Here is a 25,434-nt window from a genome sequence, read left to right as displayed (position 1 = left end):
TAAGGTTATTATTCTATCTTGTGATTATTTCTCTTCTGAGACGAGAGCTGCCTCATTTAATGAGCATGCTAGGTAATGTATTGGTTATGTTGGGTGTGATTTTACATAAACTTAGCATTTCATTGAACCGTTTTGGAGAGTTAATGAAAAAAGTCGCAAAATTGTGGGGAAGGTTTAGTCTATCTAAAAAGTGAAATAAGTCAAAGTCATTGAAGAAGAAAGAAAAAATTATGAATAGAAGACGTTTAATACATAACTAAAAAGATTGTTCGCCTGCCTACCTGATATTTTCAGCTAGGCAGGGAGCAAGTGTGAAATATAATAAATAAGAAAAAACACTCATGCTATTTCTGCATTGAGTGTTTTTTCTTATTTTCATCTTTTAGATAACTTGATGACAGTAAAATAATAAAAAATAAAGAAAAGAAAGAAGAGATCGTAGTATGAGTTTATGTTTTAGCTATTTTGAAGAAAGTAGCGTTTTTGTGGCTGCTGACAGTCGTGTAGCAGTTAAAGTAAAAGGATCGTATTATTTTGTTACAGATGAGTACAAGAAGATCAGAAGGATTAGAGATAAAGTGATCTTTTATAGTGGTAATGATGTGGAATTTGCAGAAATGTTATTTGAAAAATTTCACGAAAGTCATTCTATACACTCTATTTATAATCTTGTTAAAAAGATGAACAAGGATCATTCTACGAAATACAGAGAGAAATACGATGTGGAATTAGAGTTTGTAATACAGATACTGACGATGGAGCGAGGGAAGCCAGCTCTATATTTCATTAATAGTAAGGACTTGAAGCTTGAAAAGAAGGACAGTGGTAAGGGGCAATTGTATGCAATAGGCGCGAAGCAGAATGAAGCGTTGTCCTATTGCTTAGAGATTAAAGAGAAGTTTGAAGGGATCAATGAAGCAATTATACGCTCATTTGAGCATGTTGCGGATGAGACGATTGGAGGCATATTAAACTGCTTCATAATTTCGAACGAAGGGATAAGAGAAGGGAAAGCAGTAATTAAAGATAGCAGAACTTTAAGAAAATGTGAGAATGTACATTTTCCCTATTCCTATCACTGTGATCTTAGAGGTAATTTGACCGCTCATAATGCAAATATCAGTGGTAACATCAATATGACAGGTGGAAGTATTAGCTGGTCAAGTGTTGCTAAGCCAAGCTATACAGCGTCTGAAGTAGGAGCAAGAAGTGCAAGCTGGCTGCCAACACCTGCTGAGATTGGGGCAGTATACAATAGCCAAACTGCTGTGTTTAACACATTGACCAATAATGGAGCGAATAAGGGGCTTTATATGAATGGCGGTAATTTATATGTTAATGCCTCGTATATTAAATCTGGAGTAATCAGTGCTGATCTAATTGACACAACTAATCTAGCTGCGCAAAGGATTTATCAGAAGGACTATCCTAATAATTATGCGAGTATTGGTGGACAGTTTGGTGATTTGGAATTGTGTTATGGAGGAGAAAATTATTTTACTATCTATAATGATATTGATGCTATCACTTTTAAACATTACAACAAGGAACATTTGAGGTTTACTAGTGTGACAAACAGTGCACATCCATTGGGAACGTGGGATTTTAGCGGAGCAACTGTGCAAGGACTTGAAGTAGTAGCCAGGTTTGGGTAAGTAATTGGTGAGGTAGTCGCTAAGGCTGCCTCTTAGTGCATTCTTGATTAACTCTATATGTCGAATTTTAGGTGATTAATGTCTAAAGTTGTGGTAGAATTTAACTAAGGTGATATTTAATTTAATTAGTAAATAGAACCTATTTAGTGGTTTGTAGTGATAAATAATCCTGTAGTATTAGAAAATAAATAGAAACATAGGGTGCAACATATGTTACTCAACAATTATTAGACAAAAATTGAGGTGACTTAATGAATATTGTTGACTTGATGGAATTAGGTTTTCCTGATGATATAGTTCATATTTGGAAGGTGAATGGTTTTAGTGAATTATTTCCCATACAAAAACAAGCAATTGAGAAAGGTCTATTTAATGGTCAGAATCTATTAGTTGTAGCACCAACTTCATCAGGCAAAACTTTTATTGGAGAATTGGTAGCTATACAAAATTCCTATATGAACAAGAAGAGCATTTATCTTGTTCCTTTTAAATCAGTATCAGATGAGAAGTACGAAGAATTTAAAGAGAAGTATCATGAAAATGGATTTAATATTAAAATTTCTGATGGTGACCATAGAGATGATGATGAAGATATTCGAATTGGCAATTACCATATAGCAGTCATGACTTATGAGAAGCTTTCAGGAATGTTAATTGTTAATCCAAATATGCTTAACAATTGTGATTGTGTCATCGTTGACGAGGTACAAATGATGAGTGATCCTCATCGAGGTGGTAACCTTGAGTTGCTTTTAACAAAGATGAAAGAGTCCTATAAAAAAACTCAAATTATAGCCTTGAGTGCAGTTCTAGGTTCTTTAAATGGTTTCGATAAATGGCTTGAAGCTGAAGTTATTAAAGAAGTTGATAGACCGTTAGAATTAAGACAAGGAGTTTTATTTACTAACGGAAACTTCGAGTATACTGAATGGAATACTTCATTAATAGGCAACGAACAAATGAATGCAACAAATTTAAATGAATTGTTAAAATTTTTATTAGATAAAGATGAACAGGTAGTCATTATTAAAAATTCAGTTCCTTCGTCCCAAAAATTAGCAAGAGAGTTAGCTAATTATTTTTCAAGTTTGCCTGGCGCAGCGAAAGTTATTGAACAACTTAGAGAAGAGCCTGAAACTGAAATACGGGACGAGTTATTAGTAACACTCAGAAGTTCGATTGCATTTCACAATTCTGATTGTGATATTAACGAACGGAGGCTAGTAGAAGCGGGGTTTAAAGAAGGGGAAATAAAAATATTGGTATCAACAACAACACTTTCAATGGGTGTGAATCTACCTTGTAAAACAGTAATACTTGCTGATCTCCAAAAATGGGATGCTACTGGAGGCGCACCATTAGAAGTAAATTGGAGTGTTGGTGAGGTAAGAAATATTTTTGGTCGTGCGGGACGCTATGGGAAAGGAAATGATTTCGGTAGAGGAATTTTCATAGCGGAAAATTCAGTAAAACGTGAATTTATAAAAAAAACATACTTGAATGCTCCTCTGGAGAACTTTTCATCAGCATTAGAGGACAGGGATATTAGTTTAAGAGTATTGGATGTAGTGGCATCTGGTTACGGAGAATTTGAAGATACTATTACTAAGTTTTTATTTAAGACTTACGCAGCGCTATCCTGGGATAATGATTATGCAAGACAACAAATTAATAAGCACATTAAAATTGGAATAGATACCTGTTTAACATACGGATTGTTTGAACAGTCTGCGCGTGGGAAAATTACTATTACCGAATTGGGAAAAGTATGTGCATCTATGGGTTGTTCAATAGAGTCATTCTCCATGTTGGTGGATCATATCCAAAACACAACTCACCTAAACGATCTTGATCTTATATTCTTAATATCACAAACTGAGGAAGTAAATGAGAAATACTACAGGATTAAATGGGATAATCAGGCACTCAAATACAAGATACAGTCTCGATTAGTAGAGGAGTATTCTAATAGTAGAATGACAGGAACCTACTTATCAGAATATGAGAGATTATTAAACACTGGAAGACCATTGACAAAGACATTATGTACATCGTTCTCAATGGTATTATTAGTTAATGATATTTTATATAGTGAGTTTAGTTTATCCTCGATAAGAAAGGCATTTGGATTTACAACAGCTAGTATTAGAAGCATTTCTCTTAATCTGAGCTGGATGTTAGATATTGTTTGTCAAATATCGAATGTGATAAAACCAGAATTTACAGATGATATAGAACGTCTTAATAAATGTATCGCAAATAGATCGACTTTAAGTAGCTATTTTCTAAATAATCTTTCAAAATATATAACAAGAGAAGAAAAAATAAAGCTGGTTAAATCTGGAATGCTATCTCTGGATGAGTTTTTGGAGAAAGATTCATCAGAATTTAAGGCTTCAATCAATCCTACTAAAGTAGATAAAATTGTAAAAGTTATTAATGATAGAAGGGATAGGAACTATCAGTATTGGGAAAGAGAACATATTAGAAGAGTTGAGAAATTAGGTTATGATTCATCTTTAATTAAATGTTTGTACAATGGACTAGAACTCGAATTTGAACACAAATTATGTGAGTTCCTTAATGCTGATTTTATTGAAGGTACTGTGAAAAGATTAAAGCAGCAAAGTAAAATTGAACCTGGTCTGTTAATGGTATTAGGTAATGGACAGAAGTATTCTATCCAATTAACAGCAAAAGAGAATAAGAATAAGTTTATTGATTCACAAAATGCAGAAGATGTAATCTCCCAATCAGCACATTTAGAACTAGATGGTTATGTATGTATAGGTAGACCTGATTTTCAAGAGTTGGCTATTGATCAAGCTAGTCATCTAGCTAAGAAACATAATTTTAAATTAGTGCCATTATTCGCGTTAATTGAACTATATATTCGAATAAAAGAAGGAGAACTTAGTTCTGAAGTTGTTACCAATTTTTTTGTTGATTTTAAAGGATATTTAAATATCTCGAAAATTGATAAGTATTTCAAAGGATAATACAGGCGAGAAGCACTCGCACTCAGTTGAAGTTAACTTCTACTGTATGCGAGTATTTTTTTGTCTAAGAAAAGCTAAATAGAACAGTAATTGAACTTTATCCGTTTTTTTAAAGGAAGTATATTAAGTACAATGTATAGAAGTTAAGGAAAGAGGCTTAGAACATATGGATATAGATTTTACGAATTATCTGCCTATAGCAGCTGCTATTATTTCAGCGACTCTTGGTTATATGTTTGGCATCAGAACTAAAAAAAATGATAGATTGATACAATTAACTCAAGAAAACCTTAAAGAAGTCTTTAGTCCCATGTATCATGAGATGAAAAAGATATTTACAGACTCATTAAAACCAAAAGACAGAGAATTAATGCTTGAGAAATTCTTCGAAAAATATATTGGCGAAGATACTCCAGTCTATAAATTGGGAGATTTAGAGCTATTGGATACTTTTTACGAATTAAATGATAAGTATGAACAATTCAAGCTATTACGAAAAGAAGAACTTTGGGTAGAATTTTGGTGGGAGTTCGAATTTAAACTCCGCTATAAAATAAAGGATGGATACAGAAATTCAACAAATCTACTGTACAGGGACTTCACATGGCAACAATATATTCAAGCTAAGCCATACTGGATGAAATTTTACTTTGAATCAATGAAGTTTTTGTTCGATACTACAAAAGGCATTAATGTGATTTCTATTATATTGGTATATTTTTCTGGCTGTTTTAAAATATTTGACCTTGGACTATTCCCAAAAGATTTTTGGATTTTCAGTCTCATGATACTTGGATTGAGTGTAACTGCTACATTTGTACTAATGATGCCTAACATCCAGTACATTACTCTATCTTCTAACTCAAAGCAAAGTTTACTTAGACAAGTTATAAAAAAAATGATTCCTAAGGTACTACTCAAATGGGATAACCTTTTTATAAAAAGGAATTATGATAATGTACCAAAAATGTATGAGAAAAAGTTGTTTGAGGATTGATTATAAGAACTAGTGATTTTACGTTTTGTGAAGAAGATTCCCTATAATTGAACAAATGGAGGAGTAACAAATGAAAAGATGTATAGTTGGATTTATCAGTGGTGTAATTATATTATGAGGCATATTGAAAAGTATTATGGTAAAGTCGTTGCTTTACAGTTGGAGTCTGGTGACACGTACAGTGGACTTATTGATAAAGGTGACGAGAATCATGTAACCTTGAATGACATAGTATATGGTAATAAAATTTGGTTTTTTCCTAAGGTTGAGATAATAAACATCGAATATATTAGCCCATCTAAATCGTTTATCTATAATAAAAAATAATATTATGTAGACCATGCAAATTATGGTTTTCGCTGAATCGGAATATGTTAGGATGATTATAAGTCGATATAACTATTTGTGAAACCAGATAATACGTTTCATCTAAATTGGCTTGTGTGAGTAGTGAGAGTAGGGTGGGACTTCGTAAAGTAAGAATATAATTCTAACCTCGCTAAAGTGTTCCTGTAACTATTAGAGCGAGTGATTAAGTTTTACATTAAACATATAAGGGAGATATATGATGTATTTTTACGTTGTAAGTCATCCAAACCAAATTGGGACAATTGAAAGAAAAGTTTATCCATGTATTGAATTGTTGGAGGATAATTGGAATGATTACGGTTATGAGACTTATTATACTGCTTATTATTATACAGGCTATTTGAAAAACTCAATTGAACTTGGAGCAGTTAAAATACTACATAGATCTGAGCTCATTACACGTTCTATCTTACCAAAAGAGTTTACCAGTTTAAATTTGGATTTTTGCTCACTAGGGCAAACATTAGAGTATTATAGAAAATTGAAAAAATTAGGAAGTAATATTTCATCTAAAATATTCAGAAGCCTTAAGGACATTGCAATTCATAAAGAGTTTTATAATAATTTCCCTAAGCAAGGTATTGAAGATTCTTTCTTCAGAGGCAGTGAGGCAAAGAAGGCATTCTCTTCAGCAATTCAGTTTTTTGGCGGTGAGAAAAAGAATGAAGTTTTCATCTTCAAATATGACTTTACCCCTCCCTATTCCAATCAGAGAATTAAGATGGGATTTGATTTCTCAGAAAAAGATTTTTTGCCTAATCGAATCTGTATTTTAGTGGGGAAAAATGGATGTGGGAAAACACAATTCATGGCTAACTTTGCTAATTCTTTATGTGGAAGTGAGAGCAAAGAGAATAGTGTGGAAGCATTTGATGAAATGCCTCTTTTTAGCAAGGTAATTGGTGTCTCGTTCAGTGCATTTGATAACTTTAAGAAACCTCATCAAGAGAAAAGGATAAGTGCTACTTCTCAAGGAGAAAAACTGAATAACTATATTTATTGTGGTATTCAAGGTAGTGATGGAAAGACCTTGTCCATAACTGAAATGAAGCAAACAGGAAAGGAGAGGCTAAGTGGAATTTTAGATGATGAACAAAGATTTGAGGCTTGGAAAAAAATCCTTAAAAATGTTTTCGAGGAAGAGTTTGAAAAGAATCTACTTGAAGAACCAGAAGACATCTTCAGTAAAAAACTTAGTTCTGGTCAAAGCATCTTGTTATATACAATGACCAATGTAATTGCCAACATTGATCAAGAATCAATTTTATTATTTGACGAGCCTGAGCTCCACTTACATCCAAATGCGATCTCTAACTTGATGAGAATGCTATATGATTTATTTGTCGAATATAATTCTTACGCAATTATTGCAACACACTCTCCGTTAATTGTACAAGAGATACCATCGCGTAATATTAAAAAATTCGTTAGGGAAAATAATTATCTAGACATAATGGAAGTTCCATTGGAGACTTTTGGAGAGAATTTATCGGCAATTACTGAAGATATTTTCAATGTTAGGGATACAGAAAGTTCGTATAAAACAATTTTGAGAAATGCTATCGTGCAAGAAGGATTGACTCTAGAGGATGTACTAGAAAAATTTCCAATAGGATTAAGCTATAATGCAATGACATATTTAAATATTATTGATAAAAACAACAAGAGGATATAATAAAATGCGAAATCTTGCATGTCTAGAAGATTCTCCAGAAAGTATCTTTTTAAGTATAGCATCAAGTAAAAATAATCCATGTAAAGATATTCTTTATTTAAATGAAGCTAATCCAACAAATTGTGTTCAGAATAAGGTCTTTAAAAGATATGAGGAATACAAACAAAATAAGCTAGATCTCTTTAAAATATCAAATAGCAGTGGTTTTTCTACACAGGCTGAAGAGTGTTTGAAGGGCTGCTATACTTCTAATACTATAGCAATGGATTGGCTGTATCATCAGTTATTAAATATTCAGGACAAATTTATTAAAGATAAGTGTCCCTATTGTGGTATAAATTCACCGACTTCGAGGGATCATTACTTGCCGAAAGAACTTTTTCCTGAGTTCTCCGTAATGTCTTTTAACCTAATTCCTTGTTGTATAGATTGTAATACTCTTAAGGGGCTAAAGTGGAAAGAGGATATAGCTGGACATAGAACATTTTTGCATTACTACTTTGATGAAATTCCAAATGAAATCTTTCTTAATGCTAATATCGTATTTGATAGCCCAACAGTTCCTACTGTTGAAATCACTTTGTGTCCCCCAAACAATAGTGATTTCTATAAAATTTTGAATACTCATTTTAGCAAATTAAACATAATTGCTAGAATCAATTCACAAGTAAATACTTATGTATCTGAAAAACACGAGACAACGTTAGAATCTTTGAAGCAAGGTCTAGAAGAGATGGACTTAAAGAGACTACTAAGTATTGAGACTATGAATCTGGAGCGAAATCATGGGCTGAACTATTGGAAGGCAGTTATAAATAGAGGGATTATCGAATGCCAAGATTTTTTTGAAATTAGAGTATAATAGAAATGATTATCGATGAGATGAAACCAGATTAGGTTCAAAAGTAAGTAATGAATAGATAGGCGATAATGGTAGGTCTTAAAAACAGACTGAAATCAAAAACCCCTTTAACCAATAAAATTGGAAACGGGGTTTTTGATTGTTTTAAAATCAGAAGTTACACATTTATAAAATTTACAGTGGAGGTATCTTAATCATCTTTGTCTAATCTGTACTCGATACATTCTCTACAAACTGAATTTCCATGAATGTTTCTAAATGTCTGTCCACAGTTATTACAGAAATTTATATCATTACTTGCCCATTCACAGCCACAAGAAAAGCAAATCCATCCTTTGTCCTCTATATATGGAAACAAATGAACCATTGTCTCATGACCACACTCAATACATGAGTATAACGGGTATTCTCCTCCATTTTTGACACATTCATACTCGCTTTCATCAAGTATTTCCCATATATATTCATTTGCTAACTTCTCTGCATCTGTCTCTCTATAGCCACAAAATAAACATCTACTTTCATCACTAATGCAGAGTGCTTCTTGGTAACAGGAAGGACAATTTGTTACTGGAGCATTTTTTTTATGCTCTGAAATATCTTGTGCAAGTAATTTCATTCTTTTATCAATAAATTCCCTGAAATCACGTAATCCAATTCGTATATTTCTAAGTAAATCATCGTACTCTTCTAAATCTTCTTCACTTAGTTGATCATTGATAAAATCAAGAATGGAGTTTAATACTTTCATTGAGGATGACTTAAGAGCAAGAACGGATTCATTTATTTCAAAATGCTCAAGTCTGTTTCTTCTATCTCTTAAGTGAGTAAAATTCTTCTTTGTTTGCTCATTTAATACTATTCCACAAATACTTGCAAGGCGTTCAACGCACTCTTTAGAATCAACGCTTTTAAAATTACCTGAGTGAAAGTCTTCACGATTTGCAGAATCTATTTTTTGAAATAACAATGACCAATGTTCTAAAGAAAGTTTATATTTTAGAATTAAATCAACACCTGCTGATAAATGCAATATTGCATACTTTATATTATTTTTCTCTTTTGATCTAGATAAATACGTGATAGAAGACCTTATAAAGTCCAAACCATTTTCAAGCAGATTTAGATTTAATTCATCTTTACCTACTGCCATGAGTATTCCCTCCATATTTTTTTATCTAAAAAATCACTTTACAATATTTACTAGTATAGTACCATATTATAGATAGGGTGTCGTGAAAAAATGCAGTAATCATTTGGAATACTTGACATTTTTGTGTGTGTATTATAAATTTGATTCAATCACAAAGAACCTTTAATGTTGTTATAAAATGGTTCTGAGTGGCTAAGTAAAGTAAGCATTGAAAAAATGAGTTTTATCAAGCTTTTAGCGGAACTGGCAGACGCACAGGACTTAAAATCCTGCGGTGGGTGACCACCGTACGGGTTCGATTCCCGTCCTCGGCACCATTTTTCAGAACTACATAGGAATTATAAGATAAACCCCTTTCGAATGACCTAATGGTCTTTGAAAGGGGTTTTTACTTAGGTATGGATGATTATCCACGAATCCATTACAATAGGAAGACAATGTTGAAAGCAAAGGTGGTTCATGGATGGCGGGAAGCAAACATTATGTTGTCTGGGTCGGCAAGCAGCCCGGCGTTTACAAGAGTTGGCCGGAATGTCAAGCGCAGGTGAACGGATATCCGGAAGCGAAATATAAATCTTTTGAATCCAAGGATAAGGCGGAAGCCGCGTACAAGGAAGGCTGGAAGAACCATTGGGGCCAGGGGAAAGGGGCGGCAACGTCTGCTGCTTCGCCTGCAAAGCAGAAACCTTCCTTTTACGCCTCCAAGCCGGCTGCAGCGGCAGCAGAGGAGCAGGAGATTGATTATGACAGCATCTCGGTTGACGTTGGCACGCGGGGCAATCCGGGGCCTGTAGAATATAAGGGCGTGGATACGCAAACAGGCGATATCCTGTTCTATGTGGGTCCTATTCCGAATGGCACCAATAATCTCGGAGAGTTTATTGCGGTCGTTCATGCACTGGATTATCTCAAGAAAAAAGGCAGTAACCAAACGATCTACAGCGACTCGCGAACGGCGTTAAGCTGGCTGCGGAACAAGAAGATTGCTTCCAGTCTTGTGAGAAACGCGTCGACCAAGCAGATTTGGGAGCTGGCCGATTGGGCGCTGGACTGGCTGCGCAATAATACGTACAGCAATAAAGTCGTGAAATGGAATACGGAAGAATGGGGTGAAATCCGCGCGGATTTCGGACGGAAATAAGGGAGACGACAGATGGATTTTCAGCTGAACAATGACTGGGCAGAGCTTCTGCAGAGTGAGATGGACGAGCCTTACTTCAAGCAGATGGAAGAGCAGCTTGGGGAGCTTTATATAACGAAGACCGTGTACCCGAAGGTCGAGCATATTTTTAATGCGCTTTCGTTTACGCCTTATGAGCAGACGAGGGTTGTCATTATCGGACAAGATCCTTATCATGGCCCGGGTCAGGCGCATGGGCTTAGCTTTTCGGTACAAGAGGGGATTGCTATACCGCCTTCCTTGAGAAATATCTATAAAGAGCTGCAGCAGGATATCGGCTGTCCGATTCCGAAGCATGGCTCACTTGCCTCGTGGGCTAAGCAAGGGGTATTGCTTCTCAACACCGTCCTGACTGTTGAAGAGGGGCAGCCCAATTCGCATCAGAAGCTGGGCTGGGAACGGTTCACCGACCGGATTATCCGCAAGCTGAATGAACGGGAAGAGCCGGTTGTCTTTATTTTATGGGGCAAGCACGCCCAGGATAAAGCAGCCTTTATCGATACCAACAAGCATCGGGTTATCGCATCGGCGCATCCTAGCCCGTTGGCGGCGCGGAGAGGCTTTTTTGGCAGCCGTCCGTTCTCCAGAGTGAACGAGCATTTGCGGAGCTTTGGCTATACGGAGATTGATTGGAGTCTGCCTGAGCATCCGGAAGAAAATTAATACAAAAAAAGCCTCCCTGTCCATGTCGTAATGGACGGGGAGGCTTTTCATTTGGGCAATATTAGCTTGCCGAAGCCAGGCTGCTAACGGCAGTATTGGCGTTTGCCGAAGCCAATACCGGCTTGTAAGCCGCGTCTACATAAGTGGTTGCGCTAACTTCCGTGATCACTTGCGGGTACATTTTGTTCGGGTCCGGTTGAACCGTCTCTACTTTGATAATCGCTTGACCGTCAACGAAGGAGATCGATGTAACGCGTAGCCCATAACCCGGATGAGGCGCTTGACCGGACACGGTTACTTTGTTGATGTCCTTGTTCACCGAAGTTACAGTCAGTTTAAGATCTTGAATCGGCTGCGGAGCCGGTTCCGCCGGGATCGTTGGCGTCTTCTTTACGAATTCAAGACCGTCGTACAACCAGCCTGCCGCAACGCCGCGCGTAATTTTTTGTTTTGGATAGAAATTGTTTTTCTTATCCAGCGTTGCGATTTTGGAAATGAGCAGCTTTTGGATGCTGTTCATATAATCCTTGTTAACATCCTTTTCGTCGTTAATCGTCATGTACAGTTCAATAAAGGCGAAATCGCCTTTTTTCGTAATCGCCTTGAAGAGATGATGGGCGAACTGTTCGCGTGTCATTTCGTCATTGGCTTTTACGTTCTTAGGTACTTCCAGGCCATTGTATTGGGCAATGATAAACGCATCCGCATACCAGGAGCCGTTCTTCAGATTCGGATAATAATCGGCAACTTCAGGCTTCTTAATGAAACGAATGTTGTCGATATTGAGGTCAAAAGCTTTGACGATCATCGAAATGCCGGCAGCATAGGTCAGCTTACCGTTGGAGTTGAATTTCTCGCCTTTTTCGCCTTTTATTACCCCTTGTTTATGCAGGGACTCAATCTTTGATTTATTCGGATCTTTGCTCGTATCACTGAAGGCGAATACGGTTTGCCCCAAAGTAAATACAAGCAGCATGGACATGGCTAACAATAGAACTGCTTTTAGTTTCATCATCGACTCTCCTCTTGTTTTGAAATTTGCTATAGCATCTATAATAACGAGTCCGATATTGGTATTGTTGCACCAAAAAGAGAAGAGTCATACGAAAATCTGCTAATTTTTTGCAGGCTGCCGGTCGAAAGCGGTTGAATGACTAGCCGCCAGTTAAGGTGAAAAAAAGACCTTTGCAGGTCTTTAGAGCAGGGCTATTTCGAATTATCCTTATACCACGGATTCAGATGGATGAGGACTTCTTCCACGTCCTTGTGATGGTCGAGAATGATTTGTTTTATTTTTCGGGAGACGTCATGGCCTTCTTGAATAGTAAGCTCTCCGGGAATGCCAACACGGACATCAATCATGACATATTGGCCGAATTCTCTCGCCCGGATTCTGTCAATTCGTTTTACTTCCGGGATGGAGGAGACAAGACGCTCGTAATCCTGAAGCATCTCCGGAGATACGGTTTTCTCCATTAATACATCCACGGCTTCTTTTCCCATATGATAAGCAAGCTTCAATACGAAATAGGCAACAACAATCCCGGCGGCCGCATCGCCGTAGCTAAGGAACGAGATATCGTTTCTTTCCCCGATAATAGCCGCTCCGATACCGATAACGGCGGCAAGCGACGCATAAACATCGGCCAGATGATCGAAAGCGGTAGCTTCGAGACTTTTACTGCTCGTCTGCTTGCTGATTCGAATGCAATAAATGTATAACCACAGCTTCCAGAAAAGGGAGACGACAGCGGCAACAAAGGCGACCATGCTCGCCGCGGCGGCAGGGTGGAAGAAGGACTCAAAGGAATGGTAAGCGATAAATAAAGCGGCGATCACCATAATAATGGCGACCAGCGCAGAGCCGATCAGCTCGCTTTTGCCATGACCGTACGGATGGTCCTCATCCGCGGGTTTTTGCGCAACCTTTGCGGCGCCCAAGGCGGCCATCGACGCAATGACGTCACCGGCGTTATGTACACCGTCAGCGATTAATACTTGGCTTTTGAACATAAGGCCTACAATTAGTTTAATGCCCGTCAGAATCAGATTGCTGAGTAAGCTGATCCAGATGGCTAAGACATTCGATGAAACTTTTGTACCTGATACGTTTGAATCGCTCACTCTTTACAACCTCCAATAATTTCCTAACCACGTGAAAAAACAACGACCCTTATCATATATGATGAAGGTCGTGTGGGTCTAGAGAAACAGTGTTGCAACGGGTCAAGATTTTTAGGCGTAGTTAAAAGTCAGCGGAAAGGGAGGGAGCCAAGGGCTCCCTCCCTGCTTGTCCTGCAAAACTAACGGTGCTCAATCAGATCAATAGCGCCAAGCACCATATGGGCTAGGCCAAATCCGAGAACACCGGTACCTACAAGCTTATACTTGCTTTTTCTTAGCAGGGATGCACCAGAGGCCGACACAACGGTTCCGAGAACGGCAGGGATCAAACCTTCACGCATGATATCCACTCCTTCGATTGTTTTGCAAGACGGTTTAGTTTGCGCGATTTAAGGAAGAAAATGCATGAAGCTGCGGATAAGCACGGCTATCAACGTTCATGCCGCCGGATCGTCTGATAGAAACAAAAAAGCCTTGATCTCTCAAGGCCTTTCATGAAGAACAATCCTAACCTTTTACCGCGCCTGCCGTAAGACCGCTGACGATATATTTTTGTCCCGCTAAATAAAGAATGAGGACAGGAATCGACGTCATTACGAGGTCGGCAAAAATGAGATTCCAGTCACGACTGTATTTGCCGTAGAAGTTGTAGATGGAAAGCGGCATCGTCCATGTCGAGCTGTCCGTAAGGAAATACAGAGGGATCGTGATGTCGTTCCATACCGACATGAATACCATGATTGCAACCGTTGCGTTAACCGGCACGATAAGCGGCGTAATGATTCGGAAGAACACGCCCATCAGGCTCGCGCCTTCCAGGAAGGCAACCTCGTCGAGCACCTTTGGTACGGATTTGATAAAACCGCTGTACAAAAAAATGCTAAACGCCGTATTTAATGCAGCGTAAATCAAAATGACGCTTGTGATACTGCCGTAGAAGCCCAGCCACTGCACAACGCGGATCGTTGTAATCGTGGACATCGGAGCGATAAGTCCCATAAAGAAAAACAGATACAGGTAGCTCGCAACCTTGCTGTCGCGGCGCGCTAGTATAAAGGCGGCTGCGGAAGACGTAATAATATTCAATATGGCGGATACCCCGGTAATGACGATTCCGTTCAGAAACGCGCGAGCAAGACCGCCTTCCTTAAATACGGTTACATAATTTGAGAACATCCATTTGTCCGGAAACCGGATTTGAAACTTGGATACTTCGGCGCTAGTCATAAACGAGCCAAAAATCATAAGCAAAAGCGGAATGATGATGCCGAGGCAAGCGATTAACAGCAAGATTTCTACCAGGTAGTTGCGCAGTGATATTTTTCGTGCGAAATTCATTATTCGGTAACCTCCTTACGACGCATGAAGACAAGCAACGGAATTGCAATCAGGCTGACGATGAGGAATAAAAGCGTATTTATCGCCGTGCCAAGGCCCCAGTTGCCTTCGCCAAACGCCCGGAGAATAATCGTACCCACAACCTGCGAGGAATTGCCCGGACCGCCGCTCGTCAATACGAATACCTCGGAGAAAACCTTCAATCCGCCAATCAACGTAAGCATCAGGTTGATATTGATGGCCGGCAGCAGAAGCGGAACGGTAATGTTCGTAAAGCTTCTCCACGCACCTGCACCGTCAATCGTTGCAGCTTCGTAGTATTCCTTCGAGATGGATTGCAGGCCAGCCAAATAAATAGCCATTTGGAAGCCGGCTTGCTGCCATATGGCAACGAGAGCAACCGTCCAAATAACAAGATGAGGGTCGGTCAGCCAAGCCTGGCTCAGGAAGTGAAGGCCGATGGCGTCAAAAAACTTGTTCACCATGCCTTCTGTGCGAAGGATCGGGGTAAAGACGATAGAGATTACGAGTACGCTTAAAATAGAAGGAGAGTAAAATATGGCGCGAAGGAAATTGCGGGATTTGAGCCGCATATTTAAAGCGATGGCGAGAACAAGGCCAATCACATTTTTTCCGACAACCGTTGCTAGCGCAAAAATAAACGTGTTTTTCATGGCAAGAAGCAAGGTATCGTCCGTGAAGATCTTGTTGAAGTTATCGAAGCCGATAAACTTGATGCCGATACGATCTAGACGCCAATCGGTAAAGGAATAATACAGACCGATAATGGCCGGCATTACGAAGAAGACCGTATAGATCAGCAGCGCAGGCCATACGAGATAATAGCCATACATACTTTTGGAGCGTGTCATCATTTTCTCATCCCACCAAAATTGTTGATTTTATATTCTAGTTCCGCTGCAGTGTTCCTTAGACGGAGCGGCCGCCGTATGGAACAGCAGCCGCAGAAACGTGTAACCGATTTATTGTTGTAGCTTAGAAGCCGGCTTCGCCTTTGTCCTTCATCAGCTCGGCAAACTTGTCATTCCAGGTTTGAAGTACTTGCTTGGACGTTTTGCTGCCCGTGAACTCGTCTTGCAGGCTTCTATACAGTTCGCTGCGGTCAACGAGCATGTATGCGTCCATCGTCATGGCAACCTTCTTAGGCGTGATGTAGTTGTCCAAAATTTCTTGCTTGTAAGCAGGAAGCTCAGGCGTTGTCACGTCGCTGAAATTGGATACATAGCTTTGGTTGTTCACGATTTTTTGCGCTACTTCTTTTGTTGCAATGAAATCAAGGAATTTTTTGGCTTCTTCGATATGCTTTGCTTTTTTCGGAATAAACAGCTGGCCGCCAAGCGGGCTTGCGCCAAGGTACGCGTCGCCGCTGTTGTCCGTAGGATAAGCGAACAGGCCCAGATTCATGTTAGCATCCTGCTGCTGAACCGATTCGATCAGCCAGTCGCCCATGAACATCATCGCTACTTCCTTGTTCAGGAATTTACCCGCAGCCATGTCGTAGCTGTCGCTCAATACGTCTGTATTGGTATAGCCTTTTTTATACAGATCGTATTGTTGGTCAAGGATTGTCTGGAACGCTTCAATGTCCGTCCATTTTTTCTTGTTTGCGTTCAGATCGTCGAAGAGGGTAGGTTCGTTTTTAGCCGCGTATTCGCCAAACGATGCGCCCGGCATTACGTTAGCCGCCCAGTTGTCTTTAAATGGCATAAAGATTGGCGTGTAGCCGGCTGCTTTGATTTTCTCGCAAGCCGCAAGGAATTCGTCATACGTCTTCGGAACTTCAAGTCCAAGCTCTTTGAAAATATCTTTGTTATATACAACCCCCTGCATGCCCGTATCTTGGCTTACGTGGAAGCTGTAAACATGGCCGTATGCGGACAGGACGTCTTTGTTCAGAAGACGGCTGACCCAAGGCTGGTCATCCAATATTTCAAAGTTGCGCTCGAGATTAAGATCGGTCGTCGCGCTAGCCAGGTTGTATTGCAGAATATCCGGCGTTTCGTTAACGGCTAGCTTGGTCTGAAGCACGGTCGACGTTTGCTCTGCCGGAAGCAGCTGCAAATTAACTTTGATATTCGTCTCTTTCTCGAACTCGTCGAGCAGGTCCTGCTGCACGAATGCGGAGTCCTGCGAGCTTTTGGATAGAGCAAGCTCAATCGTTACTTTTTTGCCGCCTCCGGTGTTTCCGCTTTCGGAATTCGAGCTGTTGCTTCCGCAGGCTGCCAGCGATACGGCTAGTACCGCGCTTACTGCGCCTAATGATAGCTTACGTGCTGTTTGCTTCATGTTTTTCTCCCCTCATGGTGCCCTTTGTTGTATCTTCGACTGAATCCGTTTACAATCCAATTGTAGGTTTTTTTCAAAAGGAGGTACATGTTTGACCTTTACCTTTTCTGTGTAAAATTCTGAACTCATATCGAATCGGAGGCTATCATTCTTGAAAGGCTTCAGCAGGAAAATCAAATTTACTCCACGACACACCAGCCTTCAAACGAAGGTAGTCCTTATGTTTTTAGTTTTGCTATTTTTTGTGCTGTGCTGTTTTTTGGCCTATGTGAATTGGCAGGTCATCCGGCCATTGAAGGAAAACAACGAAAACGATAAGCAGCTCACGGCAGCTAAAATAAGCGGACAGCTGGACCAATATATTAAAAACCAGAATCAGCTGTCTCAGCGCGTCTTGTCCAACCAGCAGGTTGCGGCGGCATTATCCGGAGGCTATCATTCGGCGGATTCCGCGGAAGGTCTGACTCAGAGCCGTATATTAAAACAAATGATGTTCGAGGCAATCGGTCCAAGCGTGGATATTCGGGATATGATCATCTATGATCTTGAAGGGCGGGCGGTTTCTTCCTATATCGGTTATCCGTCCAACCCGATGCTGCTTGAGGCCGGTCTGCGGACTGCAATGGACGATAGCGACTATATCTTATACCAGCAGGAAAATGGCATAACGGCGTTTGATAGAGCGATTATCAATCAGAATGGCCAGATTTACGGCTATCTATCCATTCAGTTGGACCAATCCGAGCTGCAGCTGCCAACGGAAGATGTAGCGGTTGGCGACGTCTATATCATGGACCAGGAGCATCAGTTGATTGCCCGCTCGCAGAATGCCAAGGAGCCAGATCATCTGGAGCCTGTGGAAGCTGACCCTGAGAGCAGCGGCATGTATGTGGACGGCGATTCCAATTACATCGCCTATAACCATTCGGCCAGCACCGGTTGGATAACCTATGTTGTTACACCGAAGCAGGCCGTGCTTGGACCGGTCAATTCCGTCCAATATTTGTCGATTACGCTTATTTCCATCCTGATGCTGTTTTCTTTCGTGTATATTTATTTCAGTACCCGGAATCTGCTGCTGCCGATTCGGAAGCTGCGGGGCCAAATGTCACGCATCAACTATAGCAACCTGGATATCAAAGTGGACAACCGTTCGCATAACAACGAGCTGATCGCTTTAAACGAGTCCTTTCAGGAGCTGTTAGGCCGCCTCCAGCAATCGATCGAAAACGAGAAGCTGGCGCTGCGTGAAGAAGTGAAGGCCAGAAACTCGGCTCTACAAGCGCAAATCGCGCCGCATTTTATTCACAATGTGTTATATTTGATTAGCATTGCCGCCCAAGAGGGCAAAAACAAAGCGGTATCCGATATGTGCAAGCAACTGTCCGATTCCTTGCGGTATATCGTGACGTCTCCTTACCAGCATGTCTCCATGGCCGAAGAGCTGGAGCATACCCGCAACTATTTGTCGCTTGTCGAGCAAAACTACGAAAACGACCTTGAATGGGAAATTATCGCCGAAGATGCAGCCGCCAATCTTATACAGCTTCCAAGGCTGGTCATCCAGCCGTTCGTCGAGAACTGTATCGAGCATGCGTTCACGAATACCGATCCGCCTTTGCGCATCAAAATTCTGGTGAAGCTGTACAATGGCATTTGGGCCATCGAAATCAGCGATAATGGCGAAGGTATTGAAGCCGGCAAGATGAATGAAATCATGAATAATATTTCGAATTCCGAGGCGAGGGAGCATGAGCTCCATATGCCTTCAAGCTTTGGAAATATGGGAATTGTTAATACGGTGAATCGACTTAAGCTGATGTATAAGAACCGGTTGTTTTTCAATCTGTACAATAACGCGGGAGAGGAAAAAGGTTCAACCGTGCAAATTATCGCCTCTCTCACGAAAGATTTTTATTAGAAGGGGTAGAAGCCTATGTTTAACGCCTTGATAGCCGAAGACAGCAAGCCGATATTGCGTAATATCAAGGCGCTTCTCGAATCATCGGAACTACCGATCCGGATCGCGGCTACGGCTTATAATGGGGAAGAGGCACTGGATTATTTGAAGAAGCAGGCCGTCGACATTCTGATCACGGATATCCGGATGCCCAAGTTGGGCGGGCTTGAACTTATCGAGCAGGCCAAGAAGCTGAATTCGTCGCTGAAAGTTGTGCTTATTAGCAGCTACAGCGATTTCCAATATACGCGCAAAGCGATTAATTTGCAGGTGTTTGATTATTTGCTGAAGCCCGTCGAGCGGAACCAGCTGATCGAGGTTATGCAGCGGATCGTTGATTCGCTCGCGGAAAAGTTGGAGTATAGCCTCGAGCCTTTAAAGTCAATCGTGGCTCCTGCCTTTCTATCCGGCTTGCGTCTTGGGCCGCAATTTCATGAACAGCCGGTCTCGCTGTTTCTAATTGGCAAGCAGCCTTTTATTCCGGATTCGGGCAATTGGAAGAGCGAAACGGTGCAAACGCTGCTTGACGCTATTTGCCAGCCGCAAAGCTGCTGGGTGTTTCCTGCTAAGGATTCGGACGGTTACCTTGTATTTGTCCAGTCCGCTATGAAGGAACGGTTCGTCACGACACTTGCTTGGATGGAATCCGTTGAACGTGTGCTGCTAAGCGTTGGCATTGAAATCGCCATGGCTGGCCGCTTCCAGCCGGTAGATTTCAACCAGCTGCAGCTTCAATACGACAGGCTGAAAGGTCTGCTCAATGAAGAGACGCTGCTGGATAAAAGAGTGCTGCTCGATACGGATTATCGCATTCCGGAACAAACGGTGAAGGATGACGTCATCAGAAGCTTTACCGAAATGATTGAACAGCGCCAATCGCAGCCATTCCAGATTAAGCTCCGCGAGTATCTGCAAATCTCCTATAGAGAGCATGCCCGATATGTTGATCTGGAGAGGCTTGTATCGGCGATTGGAGATGCTTTCGTCCATGCGCTGCCGAGCAGCGGACCTGAGGAAAGGCTGGCAGCGGCAGCGGCTGTCAAAGAAATACTGGAGCAAGGCAGCTACCAGAGATTCTGCGAGCAATGCTTGGACTGGTGTGCCCACAGCTTTGAGCAGCTGCAGCAGCGCAACCGGAAGAGCGGAGAAGAGTTGTTCGAGCAAATGGATGCTTACGTTAAGCTCCATAAATTTTCGCAGCTTTCCATCAATGATCTGGCAGCCAAATTCCATGTCAGCGCGTCGTATGTGAGCCGGATTATTAAGCGCTATACGAACACAACGTTCGTTCAGTATTACATGGAGCTGAAGATCGAGGAGGCCTGCAAGCAGCTGCGGGCCAAGCCGGAAATGAAAATCAAGGAGCTCGCGGATGCGCTTTCTTTTAGCGACCAGCATTATTTCTCCCGCGTGTTCAAGGATCATACGGGATTAAGCCCAAGCGAGTATAGGGAGCAGTGTGTTGGTTCAGAGTTTTAAAAAAGCGGTGCATGGGTAGTCCATGCACCGCTTTTCTGTTCGTATGAGCTGTAGTGGTCTCGAACCACTGCCATGCCTCGGTAGAAGTTGTGCTCTCTTCCTAATGCAAAGTTCCTTGACTAGCCACTTGAACAGGCAATAACCGATACACGGCAATTCTCTCGCCTTTCAACTCCCATGAATATCGGAGGCTATCGCCTTCAGGGTCAAGTGTACAGGTCGTACTTCCCCTCAGTGAATACAATAAGCTGTAATCTAAAACTGGAAGGGGATAATTACAGTGAACCGCAACTATTACATGGGCATGGGCAATGTAGGTAGTATGAATGAAGCTAACTTTTGTCCCGATTGTCCAACGCAGACGATTTATGATCCTCCAATTACTCTTTATGAGAACTACTACCATCCACAGCTTGTGAATGTCGTCCAAAATATTGAAACGGTGAAGCAACATCATTGTTGCCCTGTTTATCAGCATCTTTACACGCATACCGAGAAAAATGTTATGGTTTCGAGCGCGAAACGCGGGAAAAAAGCTAAAGCATCTTCCAAGAAACATTCGAAAAAATAGATCAAAAACGCAAATACCGTGTGATTGGGCTGAACTTCGGCACTCCTGTATCACTTCATATGGAATACCTGTACCAATAAGAAAACCCGCAAAGCCTAAGGCTTTGCGGGTTTCTATTCGTATGATCTGTAGTGGGCTCGAACCACTGACCCCTACCCTGTCAAGATAGTGCTCTCCCAGCTGAGCTAACAGATCGTGTGAGTGATGAATATTAATATATCAGCATCCAAAATGAATGTCAACACAATTATTACCTTTTCATCTACCCGGAAAACTGCTACGATAACTATCACATTAAAGGTCAAGCTGACAGCAAGGAGCAGTATGATGAAGGTAAGCAAAAGCAATGCGGAACATTACATATGGGGGGACCAATGCGACGGCTGGCATCTGCTGAAGCGGCAGGATTTGAGCATCATCCATGAGAAAATGCCGCCGCATACGGCTGAAACGCGCCATTACCACGAGAAGTCCCAACAATTCTTCTTTGTTCTTGAAGGGACGGCGACCATTGAGATTGCCGGCGAGACCTTTGAGCTGGAAGCGCATGAAGGGATTCACGTAGCCCCGCATACTCCGCACCAGATGTTTAACCAATCGGATCGCGACATTCAGTTTCTTGTCATCTCGGAACCTACAACCAGAGGAGACAGATATCCTTCTAATCAGTAGACCGCCATTCGTACCCGAGCGTACGGATGGCGGTTTTTATTCATCAGGAGATGGAGCTGTACAATCTTGTTCCCCTTGGCTGCTTGCCGTGTTCGTCAGGCTCAAGCGTAATGCCAATAGAGTCAAAAGCAAGCGTATCGCCGGATATAGGCATCGCGAGTACTCCGATACCTTTGTCATCAACCCGGAAAGTACCTGCGCTGTCCTTTTGTCCGGCATGGTTCAGCCATACCTGGTAGACGGAGCTGTCCTTGGATGCCGGTGCGCCAAATACATAGACGACAAATTGCTTGTTGCTTCCGTTATCCACGATACAGGCGACGGCATAGGACGAAGCGACTTCATCCGATACAGGCTTTAAGGAAATAAGCTGATTGATCTGGGAAGCGGATACGGACAATGCCTGTTCGATAGGGATAACGGCCGGACCGCTTCGGCTGCGATACAGCTCCACATTCCATGCCGTGCCCGCAATCAATACGGCGAGTACGGCTGCGGCAGCAGTACCCCAGGTCAGCTTGCGGAAGGAGCGTTTTGCAGGGCGCGGTTGAATGGAGGCCAGCGCGGCGTCCATGACCTGCTGCTTCAAGTCAGCCGGCGGTTCGATCAGCTCCATGTCGGAAGGGAGAGAGTCCCATACGAGCCGAAGCTCTTCGAGCTCGGTCTGGCAGGCGGGGCAGCCTGAAAGATGCCGTTCGAAAGCTTTCTTTTCTTTATCGGAGCAAGCACCCGAAATATAGTCAAGGGCATTATGGCAAACCGTCTCATTTTGCTGCTTCATGATTGCTCTCCTTCGGCCACGAGATGCCTGCGTAATATTTTTAACGTCTGATGCAGACGGTTCTTTACCGTTCCTATCGGCTGGTTATATATAGCCGCAAGCTCGCTTATGCTGTAGCCCTGCCAATAGAAATGCTCAAGCAGATGGATCTGCTGGGCGGACAAATCGCGGTAAGCGCTGCGGATCTGGTCCTTCATCGCGCTGTTAACGGCAGCCGTTTCCGGCGTGGCGGAAGCTTCATCCGGGATTTTAGCCAGCTGTTCCGGTTCGACTTGAACGAGAGGAGCCGTATCTCTCCGTCTTTTGCGCAGCCAATCGGTCGTAATATTGCGGGTAATGGTCAGCAGCCAGCTGGAGAACCTGCCTTGCTCGGGATCATAGACGGATTTGGTTGTCCATAATCGCATAAATACGGCCTGGACGATTTCTTTAGCGACATTCTCGTCCTTTAAGGTTTTCCAGGCGAAGGAATAAACGAGAGACGAGTAACGGTCATATAAAACGGAAAGCGCCTCGCTCTGCTTGCTCTGAATGAGCAGCATCAATTGATGATCCGTAAGCTCCCGCATACGATGGTACCTCCAAGAGGATGATATAAATCTATTCTATCAAGTGTTTACAGCCTTGCAATGCGAAAAGGAAAACAGGGATAACCAAGTATGGTTATCCCTTCATTAGTATCTATTTGTCCGAGACGCTAATCGTGGCCTGCATTCCGGGATGCGGCATACAGTGATAGGCGAAATCGCCTGCTTTATCAAAGGTAACCGTTTTAGCTTCATTCTCTGCAAGCAGCCCGGTGTCAAAAGAATTGTCGTCTGCTGTTGCGCTATGCTTGATTTCGTCCTTGTTAATAAATTTGACGCGGTCCCCCGGCTTTATTTCCAGCTTGGCAGGGGAGAAGGCGAAATTGGAAATTTCAACGACATATTCCTTGCCGCCATCCTCTGTACTTGGCGCCGTTGCGGCAGGCGAGCTTTTTGGATGATCCTCGCTGGCAGCAGGAGATGTCTTCGAATCATCATCGTGTGTACGCCCGCCATGATGATCATCATGAGTGGGGGATGGCGAAGGTTTTGGCGTAGCCGTCGCCGTTGCTTGCGGTTTGGCCGTTGCCGATACTTCGGGAACTGCAGACGGAGATGGCGATTCCGAAGGCGCGGCTGATTCATGCTGCATATTCTCGTGCTCTTCACTAGACATAGAAGCTTCTGGGGTAGGGCTTGGCGTAACGGTCGCTGCCTCCTGCGATGGAGGGGGAGCGGAGGCCGCCTTATCGGATGAACTGCCGCATGCCGCCAGTAAAAACACAAACAGTAGTCCGGATAACATGAGCAGCAGGCTTTTACTTGTTATATACTTCATGATAAATCCCTCATTTCACAATAATCTGACCGGTCATAAACGATTTGTGCAGCTCGCAATAGTAATTGTAGGTACCCGGTTTATCCAGGGTGATTGCATAGGACTCTCCTGTTTTGAGCACGGGAACTTTAAAGCTGCCGTCTACGGCCACCGCGTTATGCTCCATTTCGTCATAGTTGGTGAAGGTAATTTTGGAGCCTGCTTCAACAGTAAGAGGTTCCGTACCGAAAGAGAACTGTTTAATATCTATCCGGTAAGCTTTGGCTTCCGGTGTCATGCCTTTAAATGTAGAAGGATTTATAACAAACCATACTTGGTTTACGTTCTGGCCAAGCACATCACCGGATTGTGCATCCTTGATAAAGTAGTAGAGCGGGTAGCCTTTGTAAGTCCATTGCTTCGTGCCGTCGGCACGGGTGATGCTCGAGAAATCGGCTTTATTCAGGAAGGCGGGAATTTGCAGCTCATCTGACGTGAACACAGGCCAGTTGACGAGGCATTGCCCACCGCAAGCATTAATATTCTCGGCATCCTTGGTGAAATAGTACAAGGTCATGCCGTTATTGTCGGTCAGATAAGTACCCAGCTCTTGATGGCTTCGCAGCTCAATTCTTTTACCTTGAGGCAGTGCTGCGGATTGCGGGAGTACGCCTTTCTGCTGGAGGTTATCGAAAAAGGATTGCCCTTGCGGGGTTTGTACGTTTAAGGACTCGATAAGCGCTGTAGCAAGATGCGCGTTGGTCAGCGGGCTGGCTGCCGCTATGGATGCCATTCCTTTGGAAGCCGCAAACGTCAACGTATCCGCATAAGCGAACTCGGAACCGGAACGGAAGCCGATATTTTCAAGAAGAACTTTGTACAGCTGTTGTGCGCTGACGGGATCGTTCGGATGGAAGGTGCCGTCCGGGTTGCCGGCCCAGCCTAGTTCAGGATGCTGCTTCAAGTAGGCGAGAATAGGAACATTGGATTTGCCTGCTTTGTCTGCGTCTTTAAAAGAAGAAGCGCCATTGCCCGCCATGGCCTCCTTCAAATGGCCGTTCAGGCGCAAAGAAATGATGGCCGCCTGCATGCGGGTGGTCCGCTTGGCCAGGTAAGCATCGTTAAGGCCGTTGCCGTCGCCCAGCAGAAGCCCCAGCTTCGCCGCCGTTTCTGCGTCGGTTGTCACGGAAGCGGGCTGCGTTTCCGCTGCCGAAGCTCCGATAACAGACGACAGCAGACCCGTTAAGAGTACTGCGGCAAACATAAACATAGTTAATTTTTTGGTGGTCATGAATAATCCTCCTT

22 protein-coding genes and 1 tRNA gene are annotated in these 25,434 nt (G+C 42.4%); 11 read left to right on the top strand and 12 right to left on the bottom strand.

Annotated features, from left to right (window positions below):
• Positions 1–443 precede the first annotated feature (443 nt).
• The 5 genes from WFJ73_RS08705 (at position 444) to WFJ73_RS08685 (ending at position 8,557) form a co-directional block, all read left to right on the top strand.
• The gene (locus WFJ73_RS08705) at positions 444–1,655 is read left to right on the top strand and encodes a hypothetical protein (RefSeq protein WP_336772654.1); all 1,212 of its coding nucleotides are present in this window, start codon (positions 444–446) and stop codon (positions 1,653–1,655) included.
• A gap of 251 nt (positions 1,656–1,906) precedes the next feature.
• Positions 1,907–4,654, top strand: coding sequence for a DEAD/DEAH box helicase (locus WFJ73_RS08700; RefSeq protein WP_336772653.1), 2,748 nt, complete (start codon positions 1,907–1,909; stop codon positions 4,652–4,654).
• A gap of 166 nt (positions 4,655–4,820) precedes the next feature.
• Positions 4,821–5,651, top strand: a complete 831-nt coding sequence (locus WFJ73_RS08695) for a hypothetical protein (RefSeq protein ID WP_336772652.1) — start codon at positions 4,821–4,823, stop codon at positions 5,649–5,651.
• Between the two features lie 565 nt (positions 5,652–6,216).
• On the top strand, positions 6,217–7,695 hold the full coding sequence (locus tag WFJ73_RS08690) for an AAA family ATPase (protein WP_336772651.1): 1,479 nt from the start codon (positions 6,217–6,219) through the stop codon (positions 7,693–7,695).
• Between the two features lie 4 nt (positions 7,696–7,699).
• Positions 7,700–8,557, top strand: a complete 858-nt coding sequence (locus WFJ73_RS08685; protein ID WP_336772650.1) for an HNH endonuclease — start codon at positions 7,700–7,702, stop codon at positions 8,555–8,557.
• 190 nt (positions 8,558–8,747) lie between these two features.
• On the opposite strand, the gene WFJ73_RS08680 is transcribed toward WFJ73_RS08685, so the two are convergent.
• Entirely contained in the window at positions 8,748–9,710 is a 963-nt protein-coding gene (locus tag WFJ73_RS08680; RefSeq protein ID WP_336772649.1) for a hypothetical protein, read from the bottom strand.
• A gap of 463 nt (positions 9,711–10,173) precedes the next feature.
• On the opposite strand from WFJ73_RS08680, the gene rnhA reads away from it, so the two are divergent.
• Both rnhA and WFJ73_RS08670 read left to right on the top strand, forming a co-directional pair.
• Positions 10,174–10,851 carry a ribonuclease H gene (gene rnhA, locus WFJ73_RS08675; protein ID WP_336772648.1) on the top strand — a complete coding sequence of 226 codons (678 nt, stop codon included), beginning with the start codon at positions 10,174–10,176 and terminating at the stop codon, positions 10,849–10,851.
• Positions 10,852–10,863: 12 nt separating this feature from the next.
• The gene (locus WFJ73_RS08670; protein ID WP_336772647.1) at positions 10,864–11,553 is read left to right on the top strand and encodes a uracil-DNA glycosylase; all 690 of its coding nucleotides are present in this window, start codon (positions 10,864–10,866) and stop codon (positions 11,551–11,553) included.
• A gap of 61 nt (positions 11,554–11,614) precedes the next feature.
• On the opposite strand, the gene WFJ73_RS08665 is transcribed toward WFJ73_RS08670, so the two are convergent.
• From WFJ73_RS08665 to WFJ73_RS08640, 6 genes are all read right to left on the bottom strand, one after another.
• On the bottom strand, positions 11,615–12,568 hold the full coding sequence (locus WFJ73_RS08665; protein ID WP_336772646.1) for a protease complex subunit PrcB family protein: 954 nt from the start codon (positions 12,566–12,568) through the stop codon (positions 11,615–11,617).
• Positions 12,569–12,759: 191 nt separating this feature from the next.
• Positions 12,760–13,677 carry a cation diffusion facilitator family transporter gene (locus tag WFJ73_RS08660; protein ID WP_336772645.1) on the bottom strand — a complete coding sequence of 306 codons (918 nt, stop codon included), beginning with the start codon at positions 13,675–13,677 and terminating at the stop codon, positions 12,760–12,762.
• A 179-nt stretch (positions 13,678–13,856) separates the two neighbouring features.
• Complete coding sequence (locus tag WFJ73_RS08655; RefSeq protein ID WP_015845409.1) at positions 13,857–14,018, bottom strand: hypothetical protein; 162 nt, start codon at positions 14,016–14,018, stop codon at positions 13,857–13,859.
• A gap of 166 nt (positions 14,019–14,184) precedes the next feature.
• Positions 14,185–15,015, bottom strand: a complete 831-nt coding sequence (locus WFJ73_RS08650) for a carbohydrate ABC transporter permease (protein ID WP_127493584.1) — start codon at positions 15,013–15,015, stop codon at positions 14,185–14,187.
• Complete coding sequence (locus WFJ73_RS08645; RefSeq protein WP_373312702.1) at positions 15,015–15,890, bottom strand: carbohydrate ABC transporter permease; 876 nt, start codon at positions 15,888–15,890, stop codon at positions 15,015–15,017. Before WFJ73_RS08645 ends, WFJ73_RS08650 begins: the two co-directional genes overlap by 1 nt.
• A gap of 121 nt (positions 15,891–16,011) precedes the next feature.
• Positions 16,012–17,322, bottom strand: coding sequence for an ABC transporter substrate-binding protein (locus WFJ73_RS08640; protein WP_336772644.1), 1,311 nt, complete (start codon positions 17,320–17,322; stop codon positions 16,012–16,014).
• Between the two features lie 292 nt (positions 17,323–17,614).
• Between WFJ73_RS08640 and WFJ73_RS08635 the strand changes: the two genes are divergently transcribed.
• The 3 genes from WFJ73_RS08635 to WFJ73_RS08625 all read left to right on the top strand — a co-directional run bounded on the left by WFJ73_RS08635 (position 17,615) and on the right by WFJ73_RS08625 (position 21,332).
• Positions 17,615–19,243: a sensor histidine kinase gene (locus WFJ73_RS08635; protein ID WP_336772643.1), complete on the top strand. Its 1,629-nt coding sequence runs from the start codon at positions 17,615–17,617 to the stop codon at positions 19,241–19,243.
• A 15-nt stretch (positions 19,244–19,258) separates the two neighbouring features.
• Complete coding sequence (locus tag WFJ73_RS08630; RefSeq protein WP_336772642.1) at positions 19,259–20,761, top strand: response regulator; 1,503 nt, start codon at positions 19,259–19,261, stop codon at positions 20,759–20,761.
• A 280-nt stretch (positions 20,762–21,041) separates the two neighbouring features.
• Entirely contained in the window at positions 21,042–21,332 is a 291-nt protein-coding gene (locus tag WFJ73_RS08625; RefSeq protein ID WP_336772641.1) for a hypothetical protein, read from the top strand.
• A 122-nt stretch (positions 21,333–21,454) separates the two neighbouring features.
• Here the strand turns inward: WFJ73_RS08625 and WFJ73_RS08620 are convergent.
• Positions 21,455–21,527, bottom strand: a tRNA-Val gene (locus tag WFJ73_RS08620).
• 132 nt (positions 21,528–21,659) lie between these two features.
• On the opposite strand from WFJ73_RS08620, the gene WFJ73_RS08615 reads away from it, so the two are divergent.
• Positions 21,660–22,004, top strand: coding sequence for a cupin domain-containing protein (locus WFJ73_RS08615; RefSeq protein WP_336772640.1), 345 nt, complete (start codon positions 21,660–21,662; stop codon positions 22,002–22,004).
• 43 nt (positions 22,005–22,047) lie between these two features.
• Here WFJ73_RS08615 and WFJ73_RS08610 read toward each other — a convergent pair whose 3' ends face one another.
• The 4 genes from WFJ73_RS08610 to WFJ73_RS08595 all read right to left on the bottom strand — a co-directional run bounded on the left by WFJ73_RS08610 (position 22,048) and on the right by WFJ73_RS08595 (position 25,420).
• Positions 22,048–22,785 (bottom strand): anti-sigma factor, encoded by a 738-nt coding sequence (locus tag WFJ73_RS08610; protein WP_336772639.1) that lies wholly within the window; start codon positions 22,783–22,785, stop codon positions 22,048–22,050.
• Positions 22,782–23,354 (bottom strand): RNA polymerase sigma factor, encoded by a 573-nt coding sequence (locus WFJ73_RS08605; RefSeq protein WP_336772638.1) that lies wholly within the window; start codon positions 23,352–23,354, stop codon positions 22,782–22,784. Before WFJ73_RS08605 ends, WFJ73_RS08610 begins: the two co-directional genes overlap by 4 nt.
• 112 nt (positions 23,355–23,466) lie before the next feature.
• Positions 23,467–24,150 (bottom strand): cupredoxin domain-containing protein, encoded by a 684-nt coding sequence (locus tag WFJ73_RS08600; protein ID WP_336772637.1) that lies wholly within the window; start codon positions 24,148–24,150, stop codon positions 23,467–23,469.
• Between the two features lie 10 nt (positions 24,151–24,160).
• Entirely contained in the window at positions 24,161–25,420 is a 1,260-nt protein-coding gene (locus tag WFJ73_RS08595) for a plastocyanin/azurin family copper-binding protein (protein WP_336772636.1), read from the bottom strand.
• Between the last annotated feature and the right edge of the window lie 14 nt (positions 25,421–25,434).

The sequence above is a fragment of the Paenibacillus sp. MMO-58 genome, from assembly GCF_037146255.1.
Classification (GTDB): domain Bacteria; phylum Bacillota; class Bacilli; order Paenibacillales; family Paenibacillaceae; genus Pristimantibacillus.
This window is presented reverse-complemented; position numbering and strand designations above follow the sequence as displayed.

What these genes read in the sequence shown, in the direction of transcription:
- WFJ73_RS08705 (WP_336772654.1), top strand. Translation starts at nt 444, where the DNA reads ATGAGTTTATGTTTTAGCTATTTTGAAGAAAGTAGCGTTTTTGTGGCT.
- WFJ73_RS08700 (WP_336772653.1), top strand. Translation starts at nt 1,907, where the DNA reads ATGAATATTGTTGACTTGATGGAATTAGGTTTTCCTGATGATATAGTT.
- WFJ73_RS08695 (WP_336772652.1), top strand. Translation starts at nt 4,821, where the DNA reads ATGGATATAGATTTTACGAATTATCTGCCTATAGCAGCTGCTATTATT.
- WFJ73_RS08690 (WP_336772651.1), top strand. Translation starts at nt 6,217, where the DNA reads ATGATGTATTTTTACGTTGTAAGTCATCCAAACCAAATTGGGACAATT.
- WFJ73_RS08685 (WP_336772650.1), top strand. Translation starts at nt 7,700, where the DNA reads ATGCGAAATCTTGCATGTCTAGAAGATTCTCCAGAAAGTATCTTTTTA.
- WFJ73_RS08680 (WP_336772649.1), bottom strand. Translation starts at nt 9,710, where the DNA reads ATGGCAGTAGGTAAAGATGAATTAAATCTAAATCTGCTTGAAAATGGT.
- rnhA (WP_336772648.1), top strand. Translation starts at nt 10,174, where the DNA reads ATGGCGGGAAGCAAACATTATGTTGTCTGGGTCGGCAAGCAGCCCGGC.
- WFJ73_RS08670 (WP_336772647.1), top strand. Translation starts at nt 10,864, where the DNA reads ATGGATTTTCAGCTGAACAATGACTGGGCAGAGCTTCTGCAGAGTGAG.
- WFJ73_RS08665 (WP_336772646.1), bottom strand. Translation starts at nt 12,568, where the DNA reads ATGATGAAACTAAAAGCAGTTCTATTGTTAGCCATGTCCATGCTGCTT.
- WFJ73_RS08655 (WP_015845409.1), bottom strand. Translation starts at nt 14,018, where the DNA reads ATGCGTGAAGGTTTGATCCCTGCCGTTCTCGGAACCGTTGTGTCGGCC.
- WFJ73_RS08650 (WP_127493584.1), bottom strand. Translation starts at nt 15,015, where the DNA reads ATGAATTTCGCACGAAAAATATCACTGCGCAACTACCTGGTAGAAATC.
- WFJ73_RS08645 (WP_373312702.1), bottom strand. Translation starts at nt 15,890, where the DNA reads ATGATGACACGCTCCAAAAGTATGTATGGCTATTATCTCGTATGGCCT.
- WFJ73_RS08640 (WP_336772644.1), bottom strand. Translation starts at nt 17,322, where the DNA reads ATGAAGCAAACAGCACGTAAGCTATCATTAGGCGCAGTAAGCGCGGTA.
- WFJ73_RS08630 (WP_336772642.1), top strand. Translation starts at nt 19,259, where the DNA reads ATGTTTAACGCCTTGATAGCCGAAGACAGCAAGCCGATATTGCGTAAT.
- WFJ73_RS08615 (WP_336772640.1), top strand. Translation starts at nt 21,660, where the DNA reads ATGAAGGTAAGCAAAAGCAATGCGGAACATTACATATGGGGGGACCAA.
- WFJ73_RS08610 (WP_336772639.1), bottom strand. Translation starts at nt 22,785, where the DNA reads ATGAAGCAGCAAAATGAGACGGTTTGCCATAATGCCCTTGACTATATT.
- WFJ73_RS08605 (WP_336772638.1), bottom strand. Translation starts at nt 23,354, where the DNA reads ATGCGGGAGCTTACGGATCATCAATTGATGCTGCTCATTCAGAGCAAG.
- WFJ73_RS08600 (WP_336772637.1), bottom strand. Translation starts at nt 24,150, where the DNA reads ATGAAGTATATAACAAGTAAAAGCCTGCTGCTCATGTTATCCGGACTA.
- WFJ73_RS08595 (WP_336772636.1), bottom strand. Translation starts at nt 25,420, where the DNA reads ATGACCACCAAAAAATTAACTATGTTTATGTTTGCCGCAGTACTCTTA.